Annotated in this window: 18 protein-coding genes; 14 read left to right on the plus strand and 4 right to left on the minus strand. The window is 64.6% G+C overall.

Annotation, left to right across the window (positions count from 1 at the left end; all coding sequences use genetic code 11):
• The first annotated feature begins 69 nt into the window (after positions 1 to 69).
• The 4 genes from Q0P59_RS01500 (at position 70) to tfpZ (ending at position 4,118) form a co-directional block, all read left to right on the plus strand.
• Positions 70 to 837, plus strand: a complete 768-nt coding sequence (locus Q0P59_RS01500) for a 3',5'-cyclic-nucleotide phosphodiesterase (RefSeq protein WP_295002761.1) — start codon at positions 70 to 72, stop codon at positions 835 to 837.
• 1 nt (position 838) lies between these two features.
• Positions 839 to 2,467 carry an HD family phosphohydrolase gene (locus tag Q0P59_RS01505; RefSeq protein WP_295002763.1) on the plus strand — a complete coding sequence of 543 codons (1,629 nt, stop codon included), beginning with the start codon at positions 839 to 841 and terminating at the stop codon, positions 2,465 to 2,467.
• 269 nt (positions 2,468 to 2,736) lie between these two features.
• The gene (locus Q0P59_RS01510) at positions 2,737 to 3,285 is read left to right on the plus strand and encodes a pilin (RefSeq protein ID WP_295002765.1); all 549 of its coding nucleotides are present in this window, start codon (positions 2,737 to 2,739) and stop codon (positions 3,283 to 3,285) included.
• Between the two features lie 98 nt (positions 3,286 to 3,383).
• On the plus strand, positions 3,384 to 4,118 hold the full coding sequence (tfpZ, locus tag Q0P59_RS01515; protein ID WP_295002767.1) for a TfpX/TfpZ family type IV pilin accessory protein: 735 nt from the start codon (positions 3,384 to 3,386) through the stop codon (positions 4,116 to 4,118).
• Positions 4,119 to 4,120: 2 nt separating this feature from the next.
• On the opposite strand, the gene Q0P59_RS01520 is transcribed toward tfpZ, so the two are convergent.
• From Q0P59_RS01520 to Q0P59_RS01535, 4 genes are all read right to left on the minus strand, one after another.
• On the minus strand, positions 4,121 to 5,584 hold the full coding sequence (locus Q0P59_RS01520; protein WP_295002769.1) for a CYTH and CHAD domain-containing protein: 1,464 nt from the start codon (positions 5,582 to 5,584) through the stop codon (positions 4,121 to 4,123).
• Positions 5,585 to 5,587: 3 nt separating this feature from the next.
• Positions 5,588 to 7,501, minus strand: coding sequence for an EAL domain-containing protein (locus Q0P59_RS01525; protein WP_295002771.1), 1,914 nt, complete (start codon positions 7,499 to 7,501; stop codon positions 5,588 to 5,590).
• 11 nt (positions 7,502 to 7,512) lie between these two features.
• Positions 7,513 to 8,187, minus strand: a complete 675-nt coding sequence (locus tag Q0P59_RS01530; protein ID WP_295002773.1) for a transglutaminase-like cysteine peptidase — start codon at positions 8,185 to 8,187, stop codon at positions 7,513 to 7,515.
• Positions 8,188 to 8,338: 151 nt separating this feature from the next.
• Positions 8,339 to 9,046 (minus strand): response regulator transcription factor, encoded by a 708-nt coding sequence (locus tag Q0P59_RS01535; protein WP_295002776.1) that lies wholly within the window; start codon positions 9,044 to 9,046, stop codon positions 8,339 to 8,341.
• A 209-nt stretch (positions 9,047 to 9,255) separates the two neighbouring features.
• Here Q0P59_RS01535 and Q0P59_RS01540 point away from each other — a divergent pair, with 209 nt between their 5' ends.
• The 10 genes from Q0P59_RS01540 (at position 9,256) to Q0P59_RS01585 (ending at position 20,321) form a co-directional block, all read left to right on the plus strand.
• Entirely contained in the window at positions 9,256 to 9,588 is a 333-nt protein-coding gene (locus Q0P59_RS01540; RefSeq protein WP_295002778.1) for an Hpt domain-containing protein, read from the plus strand.
• Positions 9,585 to 11,936, plus strand: a complete 2,352-nt coding sequence (locus Q0P59_RS01545) for an ATP-binding protein (RefSeq protein ID WP_295002781.1) — start codon at positions 9,585 to 9,587, stop codon at positions 11,934 to 11,936. The genes Q0P59_RS01540 and Q0P59_RS01545 overlap by 4 nt, the downstream gene beginning before the upstream one ends.
• Entirely contained in the window at positions 11,933 to 12,313 is a 381-nt protein-coding gene (locus Q0P59_RS01550; protein ID WP_295002783.1) for a response regulator, read from the plus strand. Before Q0P59_RS01545 ends, Q0P59_RS01550 begins: the two co-directional genes overlap by 4 nt.
• A gap of 132 nt (positions 12,314 to 12,445) precedes the next feature.
• Complete coding sequence (locus Q0P59_RS01555) at positions 12,446 to 12,943, plus strand: DUF3124 domain-containing protein (RefSeq protein WP_295002785.1); 498 nt, start codon at positions 12,446 to 12,448, stop codon at positions 12,941 to 12,943.
• Entirely contained in the window at positions 12,940 to 13,998 is a 1,059-nt protein-coding gene (locus tag Q0P59_RS01560) for a potassium channel protein (protein ID WP_295002787.1), read from the plus strand. Before Q0P59_RS01555 ends, Q0P59_RS01560 begins: the two co-directional genes overlap by 4 nt.
• A gap of 47 nt (positions 13,999 to 14,045) precedes the next feature.
• Positions 14,046 to 14,348, plus strand: a complete 303-nt coding sequence (locus tag Q0P59_RS01565) for a c-type cytochrome (RefSeq protein WP_295002790.1) — start codon at positions 14,046 to 14,048, stop codon at positions 14,346 to 14,348.
• Between the two features lie 74 nt (positions 14,349 to 14,422).
• Positions 14,423 to 15,706 carry an MFS transporter gene (locus Q0P59_RS01570; RefSeq protein ID WP_295002792.1) on the plus strand — a complete coding sequence of 428 codons (1,284 nt, stop codon included), beginning with the start codon at positions 14,423 to 14,425 and terminating at the stop codon, positions 15,704 to 15,706.
• A gap of 89 nt (positions 15,707 to 15,795) precedes the next feature.
• On the plus strand, positions 15,796 to 16,785 hold the full coding sequence (locus Q0P59_RS01575) for an efflux RND transporter periplasmic adaptor subunit (protein ID WP_295002794.1): 990 nt from the start codon (positions 15,796 to 15,798) through the stop codon (positions 16,783 to 16,785).
• A gap of 3 nt (positions 16,786 to 16,788) precedes the next feature.
• Positions 16,789 to 20,097 (plus strand): efflux RND transporter permease subunit, encoded by a 3,309-nt coding sequence (locus tag Q0P59_RS01580; protein WP_295002796.1) that lies wholly within the window; start codon positions 16,789 to 16,791, stop codon positions 20,095 to 20,097.
• Positions 20,094 to 20,321, plus strand: a complete 228-nt coding sequence (locus Q0P59_RS01585; protein WP_295002798.1) for a DUF2892 domain-containing protein — start codon at positions 20,094 to 20,096, stop codon at positions 20,319 to 20,321. The genes Q0P59_RS01580 and Q0P59_RS01585 overlap by 4 nt, the downstream gene beginning before the upstream one ends.
• The last annotated feature ends 88 nt before the right edge of the window (positions 20,322 to 20,409 follow it).

The following is a 20,409-nucleotide window of genomic DNA, read 5'->3' on the forward strand; positions in this document are numbered from 1 at the left end:
TGTTACCGCGAGGCCGGCACCCGGTTCGACTGATCGGAACATGGCAGGAAAAACTCAGGTATCCAGGGCATGAAGCTGCGCGTACTCGGCTGTAGTGGCGGTATTGGCGGCCGGCATTTGCGGACCACCTCGTTTCTGGTCGACCACGACATCCTGATCGACGCCGGGAGCGGCGTCGCCGAACTGTCTGTCGCGGAACTCGCGGCAATCGACCATGTCTTCCTGACTCACGCCCACCTCGATCATGTACTGGCCTTGCCGCTGATGATCGATGCGGTTGCCTCTCGTCGCGAACAGCCGCTGTTGGTCTATGGCCTGGCCGAGGTGATCGAGGCCTTGCAGCGGCATATCTTCAATTGGTCGATCTGGCCCGATTTCTCCCGCCTGCCGAGCGTCGAGCAGCCTTTCGTGCGCTTCGTGCCCATTGAGGTCGGCGGCGAAGTGCGCCTCGGCGACCGGAAAATCAGCGCGCTGCCGGTTGCCCATACGGTGCCGGCGGTCGGCTATTGCCTCGATTCCGGCACGGGGAGCCTCGTCTTCTCGGGCGATACCGGCCCCTGCGAGGATTTCTGGAAGGCAGTCCGCGTCGTTCCCAATCTTCGCTACCTGCTGGTCGAGTGCGCGTTTTCGAACCAGGAGTGCGCTCTGGCCAGCCTCTCCAAGCACATGTGCCCGCGCCTCCTGGGTGAGGAGCTGCGTCAGCTCCAGCGACCATGCGAATTATTCGTGACGCATTTGAAACCGGGTGAAATTGAGCGGACAATGATGGAGTTGGAAAGTAGCCTGGGCGATTTCGATCCCGGCATGCTCCAGAATAACCAGCTATTCGAGTTCTGAAATGAACCACCCCGGTGCCGGTGCCACGTTGCCGCCCGAATCCCGCAATACCCTGGAAGACCTCTTTCGGCGCCTCGATCAACTGAATGATGTCGGCGCTTCGCTGTCCAGCGAACACGATCTCGACCTGTTGCTTGAAAAGATCGTTCTCGCGGCCAAGCGCATTACCCGGGCCGATGGCGGCACCCTCTATCTCTTGTCCGATGACCGCGGTGCCCTGCATTTCGAGATTGTCCGGACCGATTCGCTGAATATCGCATTCGGCGGCTCCAGCGGCCAGCCGACCTCGGGGCTCTTCCCGGACCTGCCGCTGTATCGGCCGGACGGTTCGCCCAACGACGGCATGGTTGCCGCCTATGCGGCGATTACCGGCAACACGGTGAACGTTGCCGATGCCTATGCCGCGCGTGGCTTCGATTTTTCGGGAACGCGGCAGTTCGATGCCCGCAGCGGCTATCGCTCCACTTCGTTCCTGACGGTGCCGATGAAGAACCATGAAGGCGAGGTTATCGGCGTCCTCCAACTGATCAACGCCATCGATGTGTCGACCGGACAGGTCACGCCTTTCTCGCCGGCCGACCAGCGGCTCGCCGAATCGCTCGCCTCGCAGGCCGCGGTCGCCTTGAGCAATCGGCAACTCGTGCACCAGCTGGAGGCACTCTTCGAATCCTTCATCAGGCTCATCAACCTGGCCATCGATGAAAAATCACCCTACACCGGCGGACATTGCCAGCGCGTGCCGGAGCTGACCATGATGCTGGCCGAGGCCGCCGATGCCACGACCGAAGGGCCTCTGGCCGGGTTCAAGCTGACCGACAGGGATCGCTACGAATTGCGCATCGCCGCGTTGTTACATGATTGCGGCAAGGTGACGACGCCGGTGCATGTCGTCGACAAGGCGACCAAGCTGCAGACGCTGTTCGACCGGATTCACCTGATCGATACCCGCTGCGAGGTCGTCCGGCGCGACGCCGAGGTGCGCAAATGGCGACGCATCGCCGAAGGAGTGCCGGCAGACGAGGCCGAGCAGCGTTATCACGATTTCTGCCGGCAGCTCGACGACGACCGTCAGGCCTTGCGCGAAGCCAATATCGGTTGCGAAAAGATGCGCGATGAGGATATCGAACGTGTTCGCCGGATCGCCGAAGCCTATCGCTGGCGCAATCCGTCCGGAGGCGAGGTGCCGCTGCTGAATGGCGAGGAAGTGGAAAACCTGACCATCCGCTCCGGAACGCTCACCGTGGGGGAGCGCGACATCATCAACCATCACATCGTCGCCACCATCCGGATGCTGGAACAACTCCCCTGGCCCAGACACCTGAAGAACGTGCCGGAATATGCCGGTGGGCATCACGAGCGCATGGACGGCAAGGGCTATCCGCGCGGCCTGCGGCGCGGCGATATGAGCTGGCAGGCCCGGATGATGGGCATTGCCGACATCTTCGAAGCCTTGACCGCCAAGGACCGGCCGTACAAGGAAGGCATGGGCCTGGCGCAGGCCCTCTCCGTTCTTGAAGGGTTCAGCCGGAACGGCCATATCGATGCCGACCTGCACGAGGTCTTCGTCAAGGCCGGGGTTTTCCGACGGTACGCCGAGGCTTTTCTGGGGCCGCAGCAAATCGATTGCTGAAGTGTTTGGTGATTTTGACGATTTTCAGCCGAGAAACGATATTCGTGCCGCATTCTGTCAAGTCGATGTGCCGTGAATTGTCAGCTGCTGTCCTCGGTCGGGAGAGGTGGAGTGACTCTAGTTTTTGTGAGGGAGTAATTAACAGATTGAATTTAAATATGTTTTCGTTTCTTCTTCAGTCTGTGGGAGAGCGGCGGTGAAAGCTGGCATGGAATCTGTATTAGGTAATCCGAGCGGCTTTTCCGCCCTTTACCTTAAAGGAGATTGACATGAAGCGTATTCAACAAGGTTTCACCCTGATTGAACTGATGATCGTTGTGGCCATCATCGGTATTCTGGCCGCTGTCGCGCTGCCGGCGTATCAGGATTACACTGTTCGCGCTCGAGTTAGCGAAGGTCTGGCTCTTTCAGAAGATGCCAAGCAGCAAGTTGGTACAAACGCATCGACCTTGATTGATGTGCAGACGGCGGCAGGTACGTTTAACGCTCAAGCAGGTGGTGCTGGTGTCATTAGTAAGTATGTTAACCGAATTCAAATTGACGCAACTGCTGCAGGTGCAGGTGGTATTACTATTACCTTCAACAACACCAACGTAGGCGGTGGTATTCCGGCTAACTCTACCCTTATCCTGACGCCGAACGTCAACGTCGGTGCCGGTTTCATTACTCTGGCCGCAGCCTTGGCTGCCAACACTCCGGGTGCCGTAGATTGGGCATGCCAATCTGTCGGCACTGCCACCTTGACTGCTCGTACTATGCAAGGCTCTGGTGTTCCTGCTACTTTGCCGGCCCGCTTTGCTCCGAACGAATGCCGTTAATCGGTTGATATACGAGGGATTGTGTCCCTGGACTGAAATGAAACGCCCGCCTTGAGCGGGCGTTTTGCATTTTTTACCTGCGTTTGTGGCTATAGAGAATGATTCCGAAAATACGAGCCGGACTGATTCATTTGTCATTTTCTGCCTTGGTGGCATTGATTGCTGTCGGCATCGTTTTTTTGCTTTGGTATCCGCAGCCCTTGCATATTGCGGTTGGGGTTACGGAAATATTTTTCATTGTGCTGGGCGTCGATGTAGTGATCGGGCCCTTGCTGACCTGTGTAGTGTATAAACAGGGGAAAAAATCGCTGCACTTTGACTTGGCGACGATCGCTCTGTTGCAGTTGGTTGCATTTGGCTACGGCATGTGGGTCGTGGCTGAAGGCAGGCCCACCTGGCTGGTGTTCAGTGCAGATCGCTTCGATTTGGTTCAAGCCTATCAGGTTGATCAACGTAAGCAGAGTGAAGCCAAATTGGAATATCGTTCTGCTCCTTGGTTGGGACCCCAATGGGTGTCTGCTCGCGCTCCAGCTAGTGCCGATAAACGGCAGACCATCCTCTTTGAAGCAATGTTTGCTGGGGTCGATGTGCCGCAACGCCCTGAGCTTTATCAGCCTCTGGAAGCTGAGGCTGCGGCTATGCGTGAGCGCGCTCATCCATTGGAGGAATTGGTCCGCTACAACACGCAATCTGAGGTCGATGCTGCGCTACTGCAGTGGCCGAAAGCGAATGCCTACCTGCCGATGATGGCGCGTGCACGCCCAATGACGGTGTTGATCGACAAAACCTCAGCCCGAGTTATTGCGACCGTTGACCTGAATCCTTGGCAGTAGGTTCAGGCTGACTGGTGAGCAAGCCAAGTCTGCAGCGTATCTTCCAAGCTAGCAATCAGCAGTGCATGGCGGCCGGATATCCAGCCTTGAACGGGGCTGGCGCGGTGTTCGTCGAGTTCCTTTTCGATTAAGGTGCTGGCAGTGATGTGGTCGTTGATGAGACCCAGTTCATCCTGCAATTGGGTGAGTGCAGCCAGGTAGGGACGGGATTTTCTGGTGGCCACCAAAGATGCAAAAAACTCCAGCGTATAGCGTAGCTTCTTGAACGCAATCCGCATTTTGTGGCGTTCGGCCGGCGTCAGCTCGGCGTGTCGAACGGCCAGTTTGCGCGCCTTGCGGGTGTGCCGTGCGATCTGCTGGCGAGCGAAGTCCTCCAGTGGAATGGGCAGGCGCTGGTCGACGGTGTAGACGGCAGCCGTGAATTCGAGCAGCAGGCGCGGGTATTCGTCGATGGCGAGCAGACCGATGATCGATTTGCGGGCGTTTTGGGTCTTGCGCTGGGCGGCCTTGCGCAGGCGCTTGATGTCCTTGTCGTCCGGGAAGGCGGTGGCGATGGGGGGCAGGGTTTCTTCAAGAAATACATCCCAGTTGCGCGCTTCGCCTAGCGCGCTCCCCAGGGTTTGCCAGGTCTGGCCGTAGGTGGCGACGAATTCCGGTGGCAGGACCGGCGAGAAAAGCTTGATCGCCGAACGTAGCCGACGCAGGGCGACGCGGGCCTGGTGGACGAATTCCGGGTCCTTGCTGGTGAGCAGGCCTTGCTCGTTGCGCTGGAAGTGTTCGAGGCAGTTCAGGGCAATGCAGCGGAAGGCTTCGACCGGGGTGAGGTCGGCGCTGATGCTGGCCGGCCGGGCCTTGAAGGGGCGCAAGGGGGTGTCGAGAAACAGGTTATAGCCGCGTTCGGCCTTGCTGGCGATGGCCGGGTGCAGGTGGAGATCGCCTTGCAGCTGGCGGGTCAGCCAGAAAATATCCTCGACCTTGCCGGAGAGCAGCTCGAGTTCGATTTCGCAGATGGGGCTGGCGCGGCCGCGACTCTCGATATGCCCCCGGTCGATGGCCAGTTCGATCAGCGATTCGCCGAAGGGGACGTGCCAGATCTGGCGTTTGAAGTCGGTGGTGAATACCGGTTCCAGCTGGGCTATGCGCTGTTCGAGGAAGGCGCGGAAATCGGCGTTGTCGACATGGCTGAAATCGAAGGTGCCGGGCGTGGCCTGGGTTTCCCATTCGCTGCGCATGGCCAGGCCGCCGCTGGCCGGCTCGGCGGACTTGACGGTGCATAGCCATTGCCAGCCTTTCTTGCGGAAACGCACGGCGACGCGGCGTTCATGCAGTTCCAGCCTGGGCGTGTCGAAATAGGTGTTGAGCAGATGCTGGCGTTGCGACGCGATGTTGGCGAGCAGCGGATGTTTGGCGAGTTGCCTGGCCGCTTTCGGGCTCAGTTGCAGCTTGAGTTCGATTTCGGTGCTCATCGTTCAATTCCTCGGGACGGCCGGGCCGGTGGCGCCGTCGAAGCCCAGTTCGGGCAGGGTGGCGAGCTCTTCCGGCGTGTGGACGCCTTCGGCGATGACGGTGAGGCCGATGTTGTGGGCGATGCTGCACAGTCCCTTGAGGAAGGCCTGGTTGCCGCTCTGGCTGTCGATGGCGCGGATGAAGCTGCCGTCGACCTTGAGGTAGTCCAGTCCCATGCCATGCAGGCGACCGATTTCGCTGAACTGGCGGCCGAAGTGTTCGATGCCGAGGCGGCAGCCGAGCGGCCGGAGGGCGTCGCAGAAGGCCTGGAAGGCGGCGAAGTGCTGGAAAGCGCCGACTTCGGAGACTTCCAGCCACAGGCGGGGGGCCAGCTCCTTGCGGCTGCCGATCAGGGCCAGGAGGCGGGCGCGGAAGGCGGTGTCGACGATCGACTCGCCGGAGAGGTTGACGGCCACGGCCGAGGCGCCGGCGGCGATGCGCTCGAGGGCGAGGCGGGCGGCGGCGAGGTCGAGCTCGGCGGTCATCGCCAGGCGCGAGGCCATGGGCATGAAGCTGCCGGCGGTCAGCCATTCGCCGTCGTCGCTGGCCTTCAGGCGCAGCGGGCATTCGAGGTGGAGGAGCTGCCCGGCGTTGCCGGCGACCGGGAATTCGATCAGGCGCAGGCGCTGGGCGTGGATGGCGCCATCGAGCAGTTTCTTCCAGTCGGCATTCGAGGTGGCCTGCTGGTCGCTCTGGCTGTCGGCCTGCTGCCAGGCCAGCCCGCTCTGGTTCTCGGCGGCGGCGAGGGCGGTATCGACGCGCGACAACAGACTGCCGGCTGATTGCCCATGCAGGTAGGTGCCGCTGGCGATATGGCCGATGCGTTCGCTGTCGATCAGGCCGGCGGCGACGAGATCGTTGAGCAGGCGCAGCAGTTTTTCGGCGAGCGGTGCGGCGTCCTGGGTGCCGGGGACGATCAGGGCGAAATCGGCCCCGTTGAGGCGCGCGGCCGCGGCATTCGGGTGCGCGCCGGCGATGCCGGCGAAGGCGCCGCCGATGCGGCGCAGCAGGTCGTCGGCGGCTTCGCGCCCGGCGCGGCGGTTGATGCCGGCGAGGTCGGCCAGGCGCAGCATGAGCAGGGTGCCGTGCGGCGCGGCGTCGTCGTCGCTGAGCGCCGAGGCGAGCTGGTTCATGAAATAGGCGCGGTTGGCGAGGCCGGTCAGGGCATCGAGGTTGGCTTCGCGGCGAACGTGTTCCAGGCGGGCTGCTTCCTCGGCGAACATGGCTTTCAGGCGGTCGACCATGGTGTTCATGGCGCCGGCGACGCTCTTCAGTTCGGGGATTGCCGGTTCGGGCATGGTGATGAAACGGCGTTCGCTGATCGCCTGCGCCTGGCCGACGACGGCATCGAGCGGGCGCTTGATCCGGCGCAGCAGTTGCATGCCGAGCAGGCCCATGAGCGCGCCGGCGACGGCGAACCAGCCGAGCAGCTTGAAGGCGCCCCGCCACAGTTCCTGGTAGGCGAAGTGGCTGTGGCTGATCAGCTCGATGGTGGCGAACTGGTTCCAGCCGTTGCTGATCTGCGCCTGGCCCGGCGCCGAGGCGATGGGGAAGATGCGGACGAACCAGTCGGGCACGTTGCCGGCGAGCGGCGGGCTGGTCTTTTCAATCATCGTCCTGCCGTTCGGGTCGGTCAGGCGGACGACGGCGTATTGGCCGCTGTCGAAGATCGCGGCGACCTGCAGCTCGATGGTGATCGGGTCTTTTTCCAGTTGCGAGATGGAGAGGGCGAGCGACGCGGCATTGTCGTTGTTCTTGATGGCGAGTTGCTGTTCCAGGTAGTGGCGGGCCGTCAGCATGCTGGCCAGGAAGCTGCCGGCAAAGGCGATGACGGTGCTGGCGATGACCGCGAGCCAGATTTGTCGGAATAGGGACATCTTCGGTTACCTCACTGGAAGCCTTCGGCGCGCGCCCGGGCCAGCAGGTCCTGCCAGCGGGACAGGTTGCTCTTGCTGGACGTGTTGCCGGTGCCCATCCACAGGCCGGCGCCGTTGAAACTGAAAATCGGGAGAAGGTCGTCCCGCTTCGAAGCCGGGACGAGGTTGGTGTTCAGGTTGTCGAGAATGATCGGGTCGGCCGTTGGCGTCGCGTAGTAGGCGAGCACCATGTGGGCGATCTGGATGGTCGTTCCCAGGCTGCTCTGCGTGGCCTTGACGTAGACCAGGCGCAGCTTGTTGATCGGGATGCCCAGTTCGAGCAGCGAGTAGTACTTGGCGATCGAATAGTCTTCGCAGTCGCCGCGCCCCTGGCCGATCAGTTCGATGGGGGTGGCCCAGTAGTCGCTCTGGCCCCACACCGACATGTCGTCATCGAAGGCGATGTGGCGGTTGAAGAAATCGTTGACCCGCCTGAGCTTGTCCTGTTCGGAGAGCTTGCGCCCTTCGCTGACGGTTTTTTGCCACTCGTGCAACAGCGCGACCTGGCTTTGCCCGAAGCGGCTGGTCAGCAGTTGCTGCAGGCGATCGAAGTCCCAGCCCAGCGCACTCGGCAGGCCGCTCAGCCACAGGCTGAAGAGGGCGGCGGCGGCGACCAGCAGGCGGAGAACGGCGGTTCGGTCAGGCAATGGCAGGCGTCAGGTCGTTGCGGGAATGGGCGGGAAACGAAAGCGCGACAGCGGTAGGGCGAACAGCAGACGGATTATCGCCCATGGGGACGATAAGGGCGAGGTCGGATCGTTTTTCCGGCGACTCGTGGCCCGGCCGCCGGCATGGTGCTTAGTTGCTTGCCTCGACGTCGGCGACGAAGACATAGCCCTGCGAACGCAGGGTCTTGATGAAGCTGCTGCCATCGGCCTGCGTGCCGAGCGCGCGCCGGATCTGGCTGACGTGGACGTCGATGATCCGGTCGTAGGGCATGTATTCCCGCTTGAGGACGCGTGACAGGTGTTCGCGGGAAAGGGTTTCGAAGGGGTGTTCGAGAAAGGCCAGCAGCAGGGCGTAGCCGGATACGCCCAGCGATGCCGCGGCGGCGCCGGGGCGGGTCAGCTCCCGCGAGGCGGTATCCAGCGTCCAGTCGCCAAAGTGCAGCCGGCGCAGGTCGTTGCGCGACACCGGGGCGGTGCGCTGGGTGCGGCGCAGCAGGCTGCGCACGCGGGCGAGCAGTTCGCGCATGTTGCACGGCTTGGGCAGGAAGTCGTCGGCGCCGATCTCGATGCCGATGATGCGCTCGATCTCATCCGAGCGGGTCGAGTGGATGAGAACCGGAATATCCGAGGTCTGGCGCAACTGGCGCAACAGCTCGAGACCGTCGCAATCGGGCAGGCTGAGATCGAGGATGATGACATCCGGCGTCTGGTCCAGCAGCGGCCACATGGCGGCGCCGGTGGCGGCATGGATGCTTTCGATGCCCGCTGTCGCCAGCGTTGCATTCAATACATGACGGGTGCCGGGATCATCTTCAACGATAAGCGCAGTCTGGCGCATGGTTATTTTTTTGTTGCCATCCGGAAAGAAGGGATTGTAATCGAATGTAAACAAAAGGATGCGTTTTGCGATTCTTTTACACTGATCCGAAATACCGAGCGAAAATACGAGCTTGGTTGATGTTGAAAATGAATTTGGAATTTTTCCCGGAGTCCATGTTGGTTCCTGATTCTCTTGATGGTTTTGATGTCTCGGCGGCGGTTGGCCGCATGCTGGATCAACCGGCGCTGTGGTGGCAGGCCGTCGGCCTGTTCGTCGCGCATTTTGCCGACTGGGAAGCGGCGTGGCAGGGCTGCGTGGGCGACGATGCGCGCGAGCGAAAACAGGTTCATGCCCTGCGCAGCGCTGCCGCCAATGTCGGGGCGACGGCGCTCGCGGCCAGCGCCGGGGCGCTGGAGAACTGCCTGCTGGCGCGCCTGGCGGGGGGCGCCGAGCGCGTTCCCGAGGCCTTGCGCGCGCGCTTGCAGGCGGATTTCCGCGGCGCCTGGCGGGGGGCGGCGGATGCCCGGCGGGCAAGCGATCCGGAGGCGCTGGCGCGATGAGCGGGCCGGCTTCGGTTTCGCTGCGCGCCAGGCTGGCGCGCATCAACTTTTCGGTGCTGGCGCTGGCCGTTCTGCTGCTCACGGTCTTCGTCGCCTTCACCTCGGCCTGGATGAGCGTCAAGGGGCGGGTGGACGAGGTGTATCAGCGCATCGACCTGTTGCGCGAAGGCACGCCGCCGGTCCTGCGCATCGCCGACGAATCGGCGGCGGCCGGCGTCTTGGCGGCATGGCGCACCATGCCCTATCTGAAACAGGTCGGCGTATTTCGCGAGGACGGCTCGCTGCTCGCCCGCCATGGCGACGAGTACCCGCCGGACTTCCTGAGCGATCCTGTCGCCGGCCACCGCTACTCCTGGCAGCGTATCGATTTCCTGACGCCGGCCGAGGTCGGCGGTCGCAGCAAGGGCTGGCTGCTGGTGTCGGTCGACCTGGGGCAGCTGTATCGGCAGTTGCTCGGCTATCTCGGGCTGATCCTGATCGAAATGCTCGCCGCCCTGGCGATAGCCCTGCACCTGCAGTCCCGCCTGGTCGGCCGGCTCGTCGAGCCCCTGCAGGAGCTGACAGGACATATGGCCGACGTCTCGGTCGGCCGGCTCGACGCGCGTGCCGCCGATAGTCAGGTGACCGAAATCGGGCAGCTGGCGAACGGCTTCAACCAGATGCTCGAGCAGATTCGCGAACGGGACCATTGGCTGTCGGCGCATCTGGGCAATCTGGAACAGATCGTCGAGCAGCGCACGCGCGAGTTGCGCCTGGCCAAGGAGGCCGCCGAGGCGGGCAGCCTGGCCAAGAGCGAATTCCTGGCGACGATGAGCCACGAGATTCGGACGCCGATGAATGGCGTGCTGGGCATGACCGAACTGCTGCTCGAGACCGAGTTGACGCCCAGCCAGCGTCAGTTCGTCGAGGCCGTGGCGCACTCGGGTCAGCACCTGCTGGGGATCATCAACGACATTCTCGATTTTTCCAAGATCGAGGCCGGCAAGCTGGAACTCGATTGCGCCGATTTCGATCTGCGGGCCATGCTCGAAGAATTGCAGGATATTTTTGCGCAGGCGGCCGGGCGCAAGGGGCTGGTCTTGTCGTCCGAGCTGCCGCCGACGGGCAGCCTGGTGGTGCGCGGCGATGCGCTGCGCCTGCGGCAGGTGGCGACCAACCTGCTCGGCAACGCCATCAAGTTCACCGAGCGCGGCGAGGTTCTGCTGCGCCTCCAGGCCAGCGAGAGGGAGCCCGGCCAACTGGCGGTGGTGCTGACGGTCAGGGATACCGGGGTCGGCATTCCGCTCGGCGCCCAGAAGCGGATATTCGAGCATTTCCAGCAGGCCGACGGCTCGACCACCCGCAAGTACGGCGGTACCGGGCTGGGCCTGGCGATCTGCCGGCGGCTGGTGGAGATGATGGGGGGGGCGATCGACGTCGAAAGCGCCCCCGACCACGGGGCGACGTTCGTCGTCCGCCTCGTTCTGCCCAGGGGCGCATCGCCGATGCCGGCCGAACGGCCGGGGCGGCGCGACGACGCCCAGGCCGGGGCTTCCGGAAAGCTGCGCGGGCGGGTGCTGATCGCCGAGGACAACGAGAGCAACCTGATCGTGGCGCGGGCCCAGCTGCTACGCATGGGGCTCGAGGTCGTCGTCGCCGAGGACGGCCAGCAGGCGCTCGATATCCTCGCCCAGGAGACGGTGGATGCGGTGCTGATGGACTGTCAGATGCCGGTGCTCGACGGCTATGCGGCGACCGCCGCCCTGCGTCGGCGCGAGGCCGGAAGCGGCAGGCATCTGCCGGTCATTGCCCTGACCGCCAACGCCATGCGCGGCGACCGCGAACGTTGCGAGGCGGCGGGGATGGACGACTATCTGGCCAAACCCTATACCGGGGAGGCGCTGCGCGCCATCCTGGCGCACTGGCTGCCGGCCGAACGGCGGCGTCCGCTCCAGGGCGCCCGGGTGCCGCCGGTCGGCATGGGGTACAAGGACCCGCGTGCGGCCGACGAGCCGGCCATCGACCGGGCTGCCTTCGATAAAATCCGGGCGCTGTCGCCAAGCGGCGGCGACGAACTGGTGGCCCAGGTCGTGCAGGCTTATCTGAAGGCGGCCGAACGGGAGCTGGCCAGACTGGAGCAGGGCCTTGCCGATGTCGATGCCGGGCCGCTGGCCAAGGCGGCGCATGCCCTGAAATCGAGCAGCTTCAATGTCGGGGCGGAGCCGTTCGCGGGGTGCTGCAAGGCGCTCGAAGAAGCCGCGCGGGCCGAGCGCTGGGACGAAATCCCGGCCGCCGCCGAGGCGGCTCGTGCCGCCTGGCAGCGCGTGGAGGTCGCGCTCGGCTCCCTGCTGAAGGAGTTGGACAAATGAGCCGTCCGCCCTGGCGCATCCTGGTTGCCGACGACGACCCGACGGCCGCGCTGCTGTTCCGGGCCGCGCTTGCCGGGGATGACTTTTCCATCGCGCTGGCGGCTGACGGTGACGATGCGCTGGCCATGTTTCGCCGGCAGGCCTTCGACGCCGCCTTGCTCGACGTCGAGATGCCCGGGCTGGACGGCCTCGAGGTCTGCGCGGCCATCCGGCAGAGCCATGGCCCGGCGTTTCCGGTATTCCTGATTACCGGGCGGGGGGACGACGCGTTCTTGCATCGCGTTCGCGCCCTGGCGGCCCGCTACGTGGCGAAACCCCTCGACTGGGCCGCGCTGCCCGGGATGCTGCGCGAGGCGCTGGGCGGTATGCCCGGCTGAGCCTAACTGCGTGGCTCAGCCGTTCCGCCCGGCCAGGGGCGCTTCGCTGCATTGGGTTGGTGGTACTTATGGCAGAATCGGGGAAAAATGGCCGCAAGGCTGCGTACTGTCGGTACGGACAAGGGGGAGACCATGAATTTTCGGAGCGCGTCACGAAGCCTGCTGTGCGGGCTGGCGATGGGCATGCTGGGCGCCATGTCGGGAGCGAACGCCCAGGAGGTCCGCGCCCCGAGCAAGGGGCAGGTGCTGTATCTCCCCGTCTATTCCCACATGCTGTACGGCAACCTGGGAAAAACCGGCAAGGCCTCGACGGTGCTGCTGTCGACCCTGGTCAGCATTCGCAACACCGATCCGCGCAGGGCGCTGCGGATACTGTCGGCGAAGTATTTCGACACCCACGGCAAGCTGCTCGGGGAGCGCGTGCCGAACGGGGCCGCGATCCCGCCGCTCGGCACGCTGGAGCTGTTCGTCGAACTGAATGACGCCTCGGGCGGCTCGGGGGCGAATTTCGTCATCAAGTGGGATGCCGAGCAGCCGGTCAACCCGCCGCTGGTCGAAGCGCTGCATGTCAACATGGATGGCGGCAAGGCGGTCATCTTCATGACGCAATCGGTACCCATCGCGGAATGAGCAAGACCGGTGGCGTGACCGCGATCGGCACCATGCAGGCCGGCTACATCCTCCGGCTGCTGTATATCGCCATCGGTGCGCTGGTCTTCGTGCACCTGTTCGGCACCATCGGCTACATGGTGCTGACCGAGCACAAGTACTCGTGGTTCGACTGCTTCTACATGACCTTCATCACCGTCGCCACCATCGGCTTCGGCGAGATCATCGACATGTCGAGCAACCAGCCGGCGCGCATGCTGACCGTGGTCATCGGCATCCTCGGCGCCGGCAACCTGTCGCTGCTCTTTTCGGTCGTCACCGTCGCCCTGCTCGAAACCGACCTCAATGGAACCCTGCGGAGAAAACGCATGGAAAAAGCAATCAAGAAACTCAAAGGCCATTTCATTCTGTGCGGCTACGGCCGCGTCGGGCGCAACATCGCGCATGAACTGGAGGCGACCAACCGGCACTTCGTGGGGATAGACGAGGATTTGCAGCGCCTGGAGGACTACAAGGAACGCAACCCCGGCTTCCTCTACCTGCACGGCGACGCCAGCGACGACGATGTCCTGCTCGCCGCCGACCTGGAAGATGCCCGGGGGCTGTTCGCCGTCACCGGCGACGACTCGCGCAACCTGATGATCGTCATCACCGCCAAGCAGCTGAAGCCGGAGTTGCGCGTCGTCGCCCGCTGCACCGAGCAGCGCAATATCGAAAAGATGCGCAAGGCCGGGGCCGACGCCATCGTCTCGCCCGACTTTACCGGCGGCATGCGCATCGCGTCGGCGATGATCCGTCCGCACGTGGTCTCCTTCCTCGACGAAATGCTGAAGTCGGAGAAGAACCTGCGCGTCGAGGAGGTGGCCGTGCCGGCCGGCTTCATCCCCAAGCCCCTGGGCTCGCTGAAACTGCGCAGCGCCAATTACGTGCTGCTCGCCGTGCGCGAGCGCAACGGCGGGTGGCAGTTCAATCCGGACAAGGATTTCCTGCTCAAGCCCGGCTTTACCTTGATCGCGATGGCCAGCCCGGTCGGGCGCATCGAGATCGAACAACTGTTGATCGAAACGGCCTCCTAGGGGGCTGCTGCGCCATTAACGAAACATGAAAATGTGAGGAAAGAAAGATGAGCAAAACGCTGTTGTTGATCCTTGCCGGCATCGCCGCCGGCGGCACCGCGCAGGCCTCCGACGAACTGGCCAAGGCCAAGAATTGCCTGACCTGCCACGCCGCCGACAAGAAGATCGTCGGGCCGTCCTACAAGGACATCGTCGCCAAGCGGGCCGGCGAGAAGGGAGCCGAGGCGGCGCTGGCCCAGAAGATCAAGGCCGGCAGCAAGAGCGAGTGGGGCACCGTTCCCATGCCCCCCAACAACGTCAGCGATGCCGAGGCCGCAACCCTGGCCAAGTGGGTTCTCGCCCACAAGTAGGCGGCGCCCGGCGGCCGGCTGCCCGCCATCGACCGCAGCCTGACTAAATAAAACAATATTCCCAGAGAGAGAACATGCTGAACCTGACTCCCGCGCAAATGCGCCGACGCTGGCTGGCCCTGGGCATCGTGGCCCTGGCCTACGTCCTGTCCTTCTTCCAGCGTTTCGCGCCGGCCGGCATCGCCAACGACCTGGCGGCCGCCTTCCAGACTTCGGCGGCCTCGCTCGGCGTGCTGGCGGCCACCTACTTTTATGTCTATACCGTCATGCAGGTGCCCACCGGCATGCTGGCCGATACCCTGGGGCCGCGCCGCATCCTGGTGCTGGGCGGGGTGGTCGGCGGCATCGGCAGCTTCCTGTTCGGCTTTGCGCCGTCGCTCGACGTGGCCCTGTTCGGGCGGACCCTGATCGGCCTGGGCGTGTCGGTGACCTTCATCGCCATGCTCAAGCTGATCGCCGTCTGGTTCGAGGAGAACCGCTTCGCCACCATGGTCGGCATCTGCATGCTGATCGGCAACCTGGGGTCGGTGCTGGCCGGGGCGCCGCTCTCCGCCGTGGCGCAGGCGACGGGGTGGCGCGGCGTGTTCATCGGCGTCGGGGCGCTTTCCCTGGTGCTCGCGGCGCTGTGCTGGCTGATCGTGCGCGACCGGCCGGAGCAGCCGGATGGCGTGCCCGGCGCGGCTCCCCGCTTCGACCGTACCGTCCTGCTCAACAGCCTGCTGTCGGTCGTGCGCAACCGCGCGACCTGGCCGGCCATCCTGGTCAATACCGGAACCTGCGGTGCTTTCTTCACCTTCGCCGGTTTGTGGACCGTGCCCTACCTGATGCAGGTGCACGACATGGCGCGGCCGGTGGCGGCGTCGCATCTGTCGCTGTGGTTCGGCGGCTTCGCCGTCGGTTGCCTGCTGCTCGGCACGCTGTCGGATCGCCTGGGGCGGCGGAAGCCGGTCATCATCGCCGCCAGCCATGTTTACGCGCTGGTCTGGCTGTGGCTGCTGTCCGGCATCCGTCTGCCGATCGAATTCTCCTACGCGATGTTCGGCCTGCTCGGCGTGGCCACGGCCGGCTTCTCCCTGACCTGGGCGTGTGCCAAGGAAGTCAATCCGCCGATGCTGTCGGGGATGTCGACCAGCGTCACGAACATGGGCAGTTTCCTCGCCGCCGCCTTGTGCCAGCCGCTGGTCGGCTGGGTCATGGATCTCGGCTGGCGGGGCGAGATGGTGGCCGGGGCCCGGGTCTACGATCTCGCCGCCTGGCGCGGCGGCCTGGGCGTTGCCGTGGCGCTGGCCCTGGCCGGTGCGGCGTGCAGCTGGTGGATCGTCGAAACGCGCTGCCGCAATATCTGGAAGCCGGCCTGATTCCAGCGGGCTGAAAACCCGCGGTAAATCAACGCGCTCGCGGCGCCCTGGCTTGCACTGCGCTCGTGAATTAGAGTATTCTTATATTCATGAACGCAAATGCCTTTCGTCCTTTCGCGTGGGGCTTGCCCCTGTTTGTCGCGGCTGCGCTTGCCGCCGAGCCGGCCGCGGTCGTGACCGTGCGGCCGCATGCCGTCGATCTGGGCTTCCCGGCCGATGCGCTGGTCGAAGCCGTCCAGCAGACCACGGTCGGCGCCCGGCTGGCCGGGCGCATCCTCGAGGTCAGGGCCGATGCCGGGCAGGTGGTGAACAAGGGCGACGTGCTGATGCGCCTTGATGCGCGCGAGGCCGCCGAAGCGGCGCGCGCCGCCGATGCCGTCCATGCCAATGCCAAGGTGCATTTCGAACGCCAGCAGCAACTCAAGGCGCAGAAATTCGTCAGCCAGGCGGCCGTCGACAAGGCCAGGGCCGATCTCGACGCTGCCGCGGCCAATCGCGCCGCGGCGGCTGCCGGGCAGAGCCATGCCACGGTCGTGGCGCCGATTTCCGGCGTCATCGCCCGTCGCCATGCCGAGGCGGGCGACATGGCCATGCCCGGGGCGCCGTTGTTCACGCTCTATCAGCCGGGCGGCTTGCGCGTGACGGCGAGCATTCCGCAGTATCGCCTGAAGGAGATGCGCGCCGTCGGGACGGCGCGGGTCGAGTTTCCGGAACTGGGCAAGTGGGTGACGGCGACCTCGGTCCAGGTCTTGCCGACAGCCGATGCGGCGACCCATGTCTCCCCGGTGCGGATCGGCTTGCCGGCGATGCCGGAAGCGATTCCCGGGATGTTCGCCCGCGTTCATTTCGTCACCGGGCAGGCCGAGAAACTGACCGTGCCGTCGGCTGCCGTCGTGCGCCGCGGCGAGGTCTCCGCCGTTTATGTGCAGGCGGCCGATGGCCGGTTTTCCCTGCGCCAGCTCCGTCTCGGCGATCCGGTCGGGCATGCCGAAATCGAGGTGCTGGCCGGGCTGGCGAGCGGCGACAAGGTGGCGACCGATCCGGTCCGGGTCGGCATCCAGCTCAAGTCAGGCAAATAAGCCGTGTCCGCCGCCAAGAATCCGCTGGGGGTTTCCGGGCGTATCGCCGCCCTGTTCCTGGCCTCGCGGATGACGCCGCTGCTTGCGCTGGTCGCCTTCCTGCTGGGCCTCTTTGCCACGCTGGTCACGCCGCGCGAGGAGGAGCCGCAGATCGACGTCACCATGGCCGACGTGCTGATCCCCTTCCCCGGCGCTTCGGCCAAGGATGTCGAGAACCTGGTCGCCCGGCCCGGCGAGCAGGTCCTGTCGCGCCTGCACGGCGTCGAGCATGTCTATTCGATGTCGCGCCCGGGCATGGCGGTGATCACGGTGCAGTTCGATGTCGGGGTGAAGTACAACGACGCGGTGCTGCGCCTGTACGACACGGTACATTCCCATCGCGACTGGCTGGCGCCCAACCTGGGGGTGCAGGAGCCGGTCATCAAACCGCGCGGCATCGACGACGTGCCCATCCTGTCGCTGACTTTCTGGACCGCCGATGCCGGGCGCTCGGCCTTCGAGCTGCAGCAGGTGGCGCGGGCCGTCGAGACCGAACTCAAGCGCATCAAGGGGACGCGCGACGTGTCCACGCTGGGCGGCCCGGATCACGCCATCCGCGTGCTGATGGATGCCGAGCGGATGAGCGCCTACGGGGTGACGCCGCAGGACCTGGCCGGGGCGCTCAAGGTATCGAACGCCTTGCAGCCGTCGGGCAGCCTGACGGCGGGCAATCGCGAGGTGCTGGTGCATACCGGCACCTACCTGGAGTCGGCCGGCGACGTGAAGCAGCTGGTGGTGGCGGTGCGCGGCGACGAGAAATCGCGCAAGCCGGTCTTCATGAGCGATGTGGCGAGCGTCGAGGATGGCCCCGACCAGCCGCGCCGCTATGCCTGGTTCGGCAATCGCGAGGGCGAGTTCCCGGCGGTCACCGTGCAGTTGTCCAAGCAGCCGGGGGTCAATGCGGCCGATGTGGCCGGGGCGGCGGTGGCACGGGTGGCCTCCCTGCGCGATACGGTGATTCCGGAAGGCGTCGAGGTCACGGTCACCCGCAATTACGGCGAGACGGCGACCGAGAAGGCGCAGAAACTGATCGGCAAGCTCATTTTCGCGACGGCTTTCGTGGTGGCTCTCGTCTTCTTCGCGCTGGGGCGCCGCGAGGCCGTGATCGTCGGCCTCGCCGTGACCCTGACCCTGGCGGCGACGCTGTTCGCGTCGTGGGCCTGGGGCTTCACGCTGAACCGGGTGTCGCTGTTCGCGCTGATCTTCTCGATCGGGATACTGGTCGATGATGCCATCGTGGTTGTTGAAAACATTCATCGCCACATGGCGATGAATGTTTCGGCGCAGGCTAACGCGAGCGAAGCGACCGTTAAGTCCGCAGAAGCGGACGGCCGTAGCCAGAACATTCACCGCTGGCAAGGCCTGTATCCGGAAAAGAAGCTCGCGGAGATCATTCCGGACGCCGTCGACGAAGTCGGCGGCCCGACCATCCTGGCCACCCTGACGGTCATCGCCGCCCTGCTGCCGATGGCCTTCGTGACCGGGCTGATGGGGCCGTACATGAGCCCGATCCCGATCAATTCGTCGATGGGCATGGCCATTTCGCTGGCGGTCGCCTTCGTCGTCACGCCCTGGCTGGCCGCCCGCCTGATGAAGGCGCCGGGCCATGCGCCGGGCGGCGACCGGGTTTCCCGGCTCGACGCCAGGCTGGATGCGACCTTCCGCCGGCTGCTGACGCCCTTCCTCGACCCGCTCACCGGCGGTGCGGCGCGGCGCAAGCTGGCGCTGGCGATCGTCCTGCTCATTCTCGGCTCGGTGTCGCTCGCCTGGTTGCAGCTGGTCGTTCTGAAAATGCTGCCCTTCGACAACAAGAGCGAGTTCCAGGTCGTGCTCGACATGCCCGTCGGCACGCCCGTCGAGGAAACGGCGCGCGTGCTGCACGAGATCGGCGGCGAGCTGGCGAAGGAAGCCGATGTCGTGAATTACCAGGCCTATGCCGGCACGGCCAGCCCGATCAACTTCAACGGCCTGGTGCGCCAGTACTACCTGCGCGCCGCGCCGGAAAAGGGCGACATCCAGGTCAACCTGGCCGACAAGCACCATCGCACGCGGCAGAGCCACGACATCGCGGTGGCGGTTCGCCAGCGCATCGAGGCCATCGGCCAGGCCAACGGCGGTGTTGCCAAGGTCGTCGAGGTGCCGCCGGGGCCGCCGGTCATGTCGCCCATCGTCGCCGAGGTCTACGGCCCCGATTACGCCGGCCAGATGGCCGTCGGCAAGCGGGTGCGGGCGGCTTTCGGGCAGAGCGCCGACGTCGTCGCCGTGGATGACAGCGTCGAGGCGGACAGCCGCAAGCTGGTGCTGCATGTGCTGCAGAGCAAGGCGGCGCAGCTCGGCGTGGCGCAGAGCGATATCGTCGAGGTGGTCGGCATGGGGCTGGCCGGGATGGACGTGACGCCGGCCCGCAATGCCGATTCGAAGCACGAGGTGCCGGTCCGGATCGTCCTGCCGGCGGAGCGCCAGTCGTCGCTCGACGCCTTGCTGAAGCTGCGCGTGCGTTCGCGCGACGGGCGGCTGGTCGCCGTTTCCGAGTTGGTCGAGGTGCGCGACGCGGCGCGCGAGAAGGCCGTTTTCCACAAGGACCTGCTGCCCGTGGTCTATGTCGTCGGCGACATGGGCGGCAAACTTGATTCCCCTCTCTACGGCATGTTCGACATCCGTTCGCGGATCAACGGCATGGCCCTCGACGAGGGGGGAACGCTGGGCGAATGGTTCATCCGCCAGCCGCCGGACCCCTATGCGGGCTATAGCGTGAAGTGGGACGGCGAGTGGAAGGTGACCTACCAAACCTTCCGCGACATGGGGATCGCCTATGGCGTCGGCCTGATCCTGATCTACCTGCTGGTCGTCGCCCACTTCGGCTCGTATTCGGTGCCGCTGATCATCATGGCGCCGATCCCGCTGACACTCATCGGCGTCATGCCGGGGCACGCGCTGTTCGGCGCGCAATTCACCGCCACCTCGATGATCGGCATGATCGCCCTGGCCGGCATCATCGTCCGCAACTCCATCCTGCTGGTCGATTTCATCCGGCAGCAGGTGGCCGGCGGCATGAACGTCCGCGACGCGGTGATCCAGTCGGCCGCCGTGCGCGCCAAGCCGATCGCCCTGACCGCGCTGGCCGCCATGCTCGGCGCCTTGTTCATCGTCGACGACCCGATCTTCAACGGCCTGGCGCTGGCGCTCATCTTCGGCATCCTGGTGTCCACGCTGCTCACCCTGGTGGTGATTCCCGTGCTCTATTTCTCAGCCTTCGGAAAGGAAAAATCATGACCATCGAACGCGTGATCCGGATCATGGCCGGCAGCTTCATCCTGTTGTCGCTGGCACTGGGCGTCGACGAGAGCCCGCTGTTCGTCTCCCGCTGGTTCCTCGCCTTCACCGCCTTCGTCGGCTTCAACCTGCTGCAGAGCGGGTTTACGGGCTTCTGCCCGCCGGAAAAACTGCTGCGCCGGATGGGCTTCCGGAAGGGCGACGGCGGCGCTTGTTGCGAATAAGCAACGCCGCCGAAAGTACTTTCAGGTCAAGGATTAATAGTCTGTCGTAAGCGCTTGTTGTATATGCGCAATGTCTTTTTTCTGTAGT

The sequence above is a fragment of the uncultured Dechloromonas sp. genome, from assembly GCF_945957265.1.
Classification (GTDB): domain Bacteria; phylum Pseudomonadota; class Gammaproteobacteria; order Burkholderiales; family Rhodocyclaceae; genus Azonexus.